The following is a 7529-nucleotide window of genomic DNA, read 5'->3' as shown; positions in this document are numbered from 1 at the left end:
CTCACAAGTAATAACCATTATTCAGTCGAATGGTAAAGCTGGATGCCTTAAAGACGGAGGAATCGATACAGGTGAGTGTAAAGGTAATACCGAAACTCGCCGTGGCCCGAATCGCATCAAATTAAATGAAGTAACAAAATATTTCGGACAGGACAGGACAACACGTCTACGTCTCGTCCCTAAAGCTACGTTCCTTGTTGAATTGCGATGGGGGGCACAACCTGACATGGATTTACATGTTATTGAACCAAATGGAACTCATGTCTATTATGATAATCTTAACGGAACTTCTGGAGATCTAGATTTTGATTCTACTGAACCATTTGGCACTGAACACTACAAGCCTCGTGTCGGGCTGGCAGATGGTGTTTATAAAATTGGTGTCAATTATTTCGAGGGTGCATCGCCTGAAACTGCTAATATTGTAATTACTGCTGGGGCGGAGACGAAGCGCTATAGTAAAACTTTCGAAAAGGCACTTGGAGAAGCCGGTGATGAAATTGCGAAACTGGTGATGATAGCGACGGTGCAAGTTGTCACCAATAACAGTACTGGCGAAGTTAAAATTACGATAAAACCCGTATAGTGGATAAATAGTTGTCGTGGAAGTTTATGAAAGCTAAATGGAGGTAAGAAAATGAAAAAGAAAATAGGGGTAATAGTCTCGGTACTTGTCGGTGGAATGATACTTGCGTTGTACGGATGTGGTTCAGGCGGCAAACTCAATTTAGGATCGATTATTTGGACGGCAGATGGTACGGATGATAATCGTTCTGAAGGTTACATCTCATCCACAGCGACAAGCACGTTTATATCTGGTAAGTTAAAAGATGGAGGCAGAGTGGCAATTGCTGTTAGCCCAATTAATGGTGTCGGGATATTTGAACCAGACGAAGTGCTGTATGAAAATGGTAATTATGTTACATATGATGATAGTGTATCGCGTTCTGTAAAAGAAAAACTAAGTAATGTGATTGCAGATATTACTTCTTACGAGAGTAATGGTAAAACTGCAAATATTAAAGGTACTGTTAAAGGTAAGAAAAAAAGTTCGAGTGGCAAGATCATTGACATTGTGGGTGAAATAGATGCAGTTGATATTGGAGCTTCCTTAGTAAGTGGCGGGACAGGTGGGGGGTCATATAAAGGATCATATTCCTCACAAGTGAGTTATCTTGTGGCGAAGTTAACCGCCGCAGATATTTATTTTAAGTATCCCAAGAATGCTAGCGATACCACCCTCGTTGCTCCTGATACGTCTGGTCTGGCTAAGCCCTGTATTAGAGACGCGTATGTAGCTAGTGCTATGGCAAAAGCTTGGGGAGCTGAAGCTTCTGCTAGAATCGGTTCTTCAAATGCAACGACCTATGCATCGTCTATGATGGAAGACCTTCGAAGTGCTGCTGAACTTTGTGGTCCTGCACCGACTGTTGATGGTACTAAACCATGTAGGACAAATGTATATGTTGATTGCACATGGCTTAAGAATAATACTAAAAGTGGAAAATCTGTTGATGTTAATCGTCCTGTTATGCAAGATACTGCGATTAATAAAGTGTTGAAGAGTATTATATCAGATATTATACAAGCAAGATTGCAAAAATCTGGCTCCGATACATGTACGGATATCCTTAAATTTTCACATACTGTCACAAGACAGGACTTGAGATGAAAAAAAATATACGAACGGCGGTTATCTCGACGATCTTCCTGATCGCGGCCTCCGCCTCTGCCCAGTCAGTTTCTATTCGCCCTCAGAGCCATCCCTTGAGGATCAGGATGGGGATGGCGGATTCCGGGAACCCTAGCCTGGCCAGCCTGGGGTTCTCCTACGATATCGGGGTGGATCAACAGGCCAACCGCCTGAGTCTCTACGGCGATTCCTTCGGGGATATTTTCTCCGAGAACGCATGGGGCACGGGGCTATCTCTCCGGCATGAGCTACCCATAGGCTGGTTTGGTCTTGGGATTGGCAACTATGCAAGCAATGAGGGAGTCTTCTCTCCGAAGAAGTCGCAGGGGCTTGGGGGGAAAGTCTTTATCGGTAGTGGTAAGGGGAGCTTTTTCATTGAAGCTAGCGCCAATTTAATGCCCAAAAGAACCAGCCCCGTTTCTGCATTTATGGTAGGCATGCGATTCTAAGAGAGAAACCTTACCGGGCGTTGGTGGACTTATCGGTGGTGCGGTGGCCATCTTTGTTGGCTTCGCCTTTGATGAGGTGCAGGTGGACTTTGCGACCGGGCGTGAGCTTCTCAAAGAGCGCCGAGGAGCCGTCGGCGATTTGGAGAGTGCGAACCGCGCCATCGTCGCGCTTGAGGGTGAGCAGGTTCTCTGACAGCGACGAGCGGATCGGTCAGTTTCACGATCTCGTTATTTTACCGAGCGGTTCTTGATACTGTCGAAGATATAGACGATAATCGCAAGCCAGACGGTTCCTAAAAGTGCGGCGCGGTGCCAGGGGATGGGCTCTGGGGCGATAAGCTGGCCCATGATAAACGTGATGGTGGGCCCTAGATACTGAAGCAGACCCAGCGTACTGAGGGGGACTCGTGTGACGGCGTGGCCAAAGAGCAGGAGTGGCGCGACGGTAACCGGGCCGGTTCCGATAAGCAAGAGCGCTTCGCGGGGGCTGCCCAGCGCTGCGTGTCGCCAGAGCAGAAAGCCTAGTGCAAACGGAAACGCCACCGCTGTCTCCGCCGCCAGTGCGACCGTGCCCTCCACCCCGATACTTTTACGCACAAAGCCGTAGAAGCTCCAGAGAAATGCGATGAGCAGCGCCGCCCAAGGGAAGACGCGCAGGTCGCCCAGGAGCGGGAAGAGGAGCGCAATGCCCGCCAGCACAATCGAGAGTTTTTGCAGAGGCCGAAGTTTCTCCCCTAAAAAGGCGACTCCGAGCAGGGTGTTGAGGAGCGGGACGATAAAGTACCCGAGGCTCGCCTCCACAAACCGCCCGTTGGTAGTGAGCCAGATGTAGAGCAGCCAGTTGGCACTGAGCAGAAGTGTCGTGCCCCAGAGCTTGGGCTTACGGAGTGCGGCCAGAAATTCTCGTCCACGCCGCTGCGAGAGCACCACACCTAGAAGCAGTGGAAACGACCACGCCGCCCGGTGTGCCACGAGCTCCCAGGAGTTATGCGTGCTGAGCTGCTTCCAGAACAGCGGCACCATTCCCCAGAGAACAAACGCCAGAATCCCGGACTGAATGCCGGTCATGCGCCGGGGTCCGTGCCCTGGTTGATCACCCGCCAGGAGTCGTCTAAAACGGGCCGAGGCAGCTCGCCGCGCCTAGCTTTATTGGCCCACTGGGCATCCACGATCAGCGCTCGCGCCAGTGCGACGGCTTCCGCGTGGCCAGTGTTAATGTAGTCCGTGGCCTCTTTCGGCGTCATGATATTGCCCGCGACGATGCGGGGCTTGTTTGAGAACTGCCGCACCCAGTTGGAAAGAAGTGTCTCCGTGCCAAAATAGCCGCGCCGGGACTCACGCCAGCAGGAGATATCCCAGGCATCTACCCCGGCGGCTTCGAGCGCTTGGAGAAAGCCGCGCAGGCTCTCGGGCGTGACGGGGAAGTTCGGGGCCGTGGGATCGTCGGCGTGGAGGGAGAAGCGGTAGAGCAGGGGAATCTTCGGGCCAATCGCCGCGCGAACGGCCTGCGTGATGGCCACCGGAAACGCCAGCGGGTCGCCCCACTTGTCGGTGCGCTGGTTGACATCCTGCCGCCAGAACTGATGGAGAAGATAGCCGTGGGCTCCGTGCAGCTCCACAAAATCGCAGCCCGCCTCGACGGAGCGCCGTGCGCCTGCGGCAAAGTCTGCGATAATCTGCTCGATCTCGTCGCCTAACAGTGCTCGTGCGGGGTCGAAGCCCTCGCGTGTCCAGTCCGAAGCAGAAACCGGCTGCTGACCTAAAAGTTTGTTGGTACTGGCCGCGCCACCGTGGAAGAGCTGCGTGCCAAAGAGTGCGCCGTGTGCGTGGGCGACCTCGACGCAGCGTGCCCAGCCTTCCGTGTACGAATCATCGGCGATCCCGACCGCGTTGGCCCAGCCACGTCCGCCCTGGGAGACAAAGACCGCCGCCCCGATCAGTGTCCCGGTGCCCCCTGCCGCGCGCCGCTCGTACCAATCTATGATCCATTGCGTAATATGGCCGTCGTCCGTCGCTTGATTGAGAGTCATCGGCCCCATCACAATGCGATTGGGAAGCGCCGGAAAGCCATTGCCGAGCGGCAATGGGGAGAAGAGGGGAGTGTTCACGGAAAGGAGTTTACCCTAATCGTCCCGATGGATCGCCCCGTGGAACCGCCCCGATGAACCGGGGCGTCTTTTTGTCGTCACAGGCTCCGACACGAAGGGCGTGCCGCCCATGGGAAATTCTTATGGCCCGGAGGGCCTTTATGTCCGAGGAACGAGGTCAATAAGACGCCCCCGTCTATGGGGGCGATCCATCGGGGCGGTTAGGGTAAAATCGTCTTATGAGTTTGCCTCCCATACATCCTCAAGCCCGCCGTGCGCCCCACACGTTGTTTCTTGTCTGGCACGATATTGTCCAAAGTGACAAGCTGGTCTGGTTCGACACAACGATTGCCGAGTTTGTGGCGCAGCTCACGGCGCTGGAGAAGGCGAAGGCGCTGCCCGTGGACTTGCCTCGGATCGAACGCTGGCTGACCACCGGGCTACAGCCTCCCCCACAAAGAGCCGTCGTGCTCTGCTTCGACGACAACACGCAGGGGATTTTTGACTTCGCCTTTCCTGAACTACAGAAGCGTGGCTGGCCGTTTGTGGTCTCGGCGCACACAGCATTTGTGGGAGTCCGAACGGGAAAAGCGCATGCCGACTGGGCGAAGCTGAAAACGATGGCCCAGAGCGGCGCGACGGTTGTCAGCCAGACGCACTCGCACCCGCCGGACTTGCGTACTTTTTCGGACACTAAGCTCGCCAAGGAATTCACGCTCTCCCGCGCCTCGATGACCAAGCACCTTGGCTCTCCCCCGCGCCACGTGACCTATCCGTCGGGCAAGTGGGACTCTCGCGTGGCGCAAGCGGCGCAGGCAGCGGGCTACACCCTGGGGCTCACGGAGGACTTCGGGTTTGCCGAGAAATCCCCGCACTGCCTCGGGATCAACCGCTACTCCACCCACCGCCGCTGGGCGGAGGCACTGGCGGCGCTAAAATAGCCCCGGACAAGCATGCCTTTCACCTTCACAAACCTCTCCAGCTACTCTGGCTAAATACCTATAATCAAGAGGAATGAACGAAGCAATCCTGAAGGAGCTACCGCAGCCCAAGAAAAAAAAGGCTATCGTTGCCTCACTTGAGCCGGGAGTGGAGGCTCTTCTCACCCAGCTTGGCTCGGCAGATTGGCAGACACGCGTTCAATCGGCTGAGCTTCTGGGGGAGATCCAGGAACCTGCGCTTGTCCTGCGCCTGATCCACAACCTGGGGGCTACGGATTTTCGTATGCGCCGCGCGGCGGCTGAGGCGCTGGGGCACATGGGGGCTTTTTCGACCGAGGAGCTGTTGGGGGCGCTGACTCACAAAAATGACCTAGTGCGTCAGGCAGCGCTTTCGGGGCTCCGGGTGGCAGAGAAAGAAGCCTATCCCACACTGATCGTGGCGGCGCAAAGCAAGCAGGTAACCCGTCGGCGTGCCGCTGTCGAAGCACTGGGGATGCTGCGGGTACTGGGAGCTGCCCCTGTGCTGATGGAGTGTCTGCAAGATACGGATTCCGAGACACGCTGGCGTGCTGCGGCAGCACTGGGCGAGCTACGAGCACTCCAAGCCGTTGAGGGGCTGATTGCAGGGCTGCAAGATGGAGAAGGGCAAGTACGCTGGGCCTTAGTGACCGCGCTGGGACAGATCGCAGATCGGTCGGCAGTGGAAGCACTGACTGGCTGCCTTCAAGATGAGCTGGAGCTAGTACGCGCTGCGGCGGCTTGGGCACTGGGCGAAGTAGGGGACAGTCGGGCTGTCTTCGCGCTCACCCCCTTGCTCTGCGCGAGCTCCGTGGATATTCGCCGTGCTGCGATTTTGGCACTGGGGAAGCTGGGGGATCCTGCCGGGCGCTCTCTGGTACTTCCCGCGTTGCAAGACAGTGACCTGGAAGTGCGGCTGGTTGCTATTGAGGCGGTCAAGCAGTTTGGCGGCAAGGAGGCAGTGCGTGCCCTTTTGCCGCTTCTCGGAGAGCCCGAGCCACTGGTGCGCCACGCCGTCGTTGAGGCACTGAGTGACATGGGGACTCTGGCTGAGACCGCCCTCAGAGCACATCTACGCACCGCGACAGGCTGGGCAGCCACCGCAGCGCAAGAGGCGCTTGATCGGCTCTGGCGCGAGCAGCGCAAAGCCGCTTAGCCCCACTCACGGATTTTTATTTTAACTTTTTCCACGGCATCCGGAGCCACGATCACTCCCGTCGCACCGTGCTCCAGAGCCTCCTCCAGCCCGAGAAGCTGTCCAAATACCGACTCCACACGAATGTAGAGCGCGGGCTGCTTCCAGGGAAGAATCTCCGGATCCGGGGCTGGAAAGTCACCCGAGAGGGCAACCAGCGTGTCAAATCCCGGGAGATTCGCACCCAGCGAAGCAAGACGCGGCAGGGCTGCACGCTGATTCTCCTCCTCTAGCTCGATGATAAGCTCGGTCAGCTCCGTGCGGAGTGTCTCCACGGGCAGAGGGAGTGTGGCCGGATCGAGGCACCAGCGCAGTGTGGAGCGTGCTGCCAGCCGAACAACCCACTCGGGATCCAGCTCCTCGAAGGCTAGTGCGAGTGCCAGATCACCGCCTCCCACAAGCGCTTGCGCCGCCCAGAGTGCGTCTTCATCCCAGGGGCTGCCCGTCAGGAGCAGCCCATCCGCGCCCGCTGTCATCGCCGCTTGTGCTTCTTCCAGGTTGGTCGCCTCTCCCCAGACCGTGATCTTGAGTCCTTCCGTGGTGAAGGCGGGGAAGTTTTGTTCATCTAAAAGGATGCGGGGCTGGTGTTTGGCCTGGAGACGTGCTACTTCCATCGCGCTGGGCTCCACGGTCACTCGGCCACGCTCAGGCTCTAGCAGGAGCAGCTCTCCCTCGCCGATTGCCAGCAGTGCCTCCTCGACCCCAGCCAGCAGGACAACACCCTCGGGTAGATTTGGTGGGCGGCTGGGGAGGTGCTCACTGACGACCCCATTGAGCGCTGCACCTTCGGGGAGAGGGAGTAGGAGCGCCACGGCCGGATCTTCCGCGACGAGGATCAGGCCCATCGGGACATCTTCGCGCCGACGCCAGCGATCAAGCTGGATCAGCAGGCTTTCCTCCAGGGTCGCCCGCCCGCTCTCCAGGGTGAGCTTGGCCGCACGCCCCATCACGTAGCCTGTCCCAAATCCCTGCCCGGTGAGTGTTTTCATAGAGGCATTTTACCGCCCACGTTCGTGTGGGCGGTCATTAAAGAGTGAGCGTGCTGCTGCCGTCTTCTTCGTCCTCTTTATCGCCCTTGATGATGGTTCCGATCTTCACGGGAGAGAGCGTCACTTTCTCAGCCCCCTCTTTGAGGATCATGTCGGC

Annotated in this window: 8 protein-coding genes and 1 pseudogene; 6 read left to right on the top strand and 3 right to left on the bottom strand. The window is 56.7% G+C overall.

The genetic code is table 11. From position 1 onward, the window contains the following. The 4 genes and pseudogenes from ACH2EH_RS25515 to ACH2EH_RS25500 form a co-directional block, all read left to right on the top strand. Positions 1-586: pseudogene (locus tag ACH2EH_RS25515) on the top strand (hypothetical protein); the annotation flags it as partial. Positions 587-637: 51 nt separating this feature from the next. Further along, positions 638-1672: a hypothetical protein gene (locus ACH2EH_RS25510; RefSeq protein ID WP_395146240.1), complete on the top strand. Its 1035-nt coding sequence runs from the start codon at positions 638-640 to the stop codon at positions 1670-1672. Next, positions 1669-2142: a hypothetical protein gene (locus ACH2EH_RS25505; protein WP_395146239.1), complete on the top strand. Its 474-nt coding sequence runs from the start codon at positions 1669-1671 to the stop codon at positions 2140-2142. The genes ACH2EH_RS25510 and ACH2EH_RS25505 overlap by 4 nt, the downstream gene beginning before the upstream one ends. A gap of 43 nt (positions 2143-2185) precedes the next feature. Beyond that, entirely contained in the window at positions 2186-2335 is a 150-nt protein-coding gene (locus ACH2EH_RS25500) for a hypothetical protein (RefSeq protein ID WP_395146238.1), read from the top strand. Between the two features lie 35 nt (positions 2336-2370). Here ACH2EH_RS25500 and rarD read toward each other — a convergent pair whose 3' ends face one another. Beyond that, positions 2371-3210 carry an EamA family transporter RarD gene (gene rarD, locus ACH2EH_RS25495; RefSeq protein ID WP_395146237.1) on the bottom strand — a complete coding sequence of 280 codons (840 nt, stop codon included), beginning with the start codon at positions 3208-3210 and terminating at the stop codon, positions 2371-2373. Further along, positions 3207-4250 (bottom strand): NADH:flavin oxidoreductase, encoded by a 1044-nt coding sequence (locus ACH2EH_RS25490; RefSeq protein ID WP_395146236.1) that lies wholly within the window; start codon positions 4248-4250, stop codon positions 3207-3209. The genes rarD and ACH2EH_RS25490 overlap by 4 nt, the downstream gene beginning before the upstream one ends. A 218-nt stretch (positions 4251-4468) precedes the next feature. On the opposite strand from ACH2EH_RS25490, the gene ACH2EH_RS25485 reads away from it, so the two are divergent. Continuing rightward, positions 4469-5170, top strand: a complete 702-nt coding sequence (locus ACH2EH_RS25485) for a polysaccharide deacetylase family protein (protein ID WP_395146235.1) — start codon at positions 4469-4471, stop codon at positions 5168-5170. Positions 5171-5243: 73 nt separating this feature from the next. Further along, on the top strand, positions 5244-6344 hold the full coding sequence (locus ACH2EH_RS25480) for a HEAT repeat domain-containing protein (protein ID WP_395146234.1): 1101 nt from the start codon (positions 5244-5246) through the stop codon (positions 6342-6344). On the opposite strand, the gene ACH2EH_RS25475 is transcribed toward ACH2EH_RS25480, so the two are convergent. Continuing rightward, positions 6341-7372, bottom strand: coding sequence for a hypothetical protein (locus ACH2EH_RS25475; protein WP_395146233.1), 1032 nt, complete (start codon positions 7370-7372; stop codon positions 6341-6343). The two genes, ACH2EH_RS25480 and ACH2EH_RS25475, sit on opposite strands and share 4 nt — an antisense overlap. Positions 7373-7529 lie beyond the last annotated feature (157 nt).

This window comes from Armatimonas sp. (assembly GCF_043760365.1).
Lineage (GTDB): Bacteria > Armatimonadota > Armatimonadia > Armatimonadales > Armatimonadaceae > Armatimonas.
Note: the sequence above shows the minus strand (reverse complement) of the source record. Positions and strands in the feature narration are given on the sequence as shown.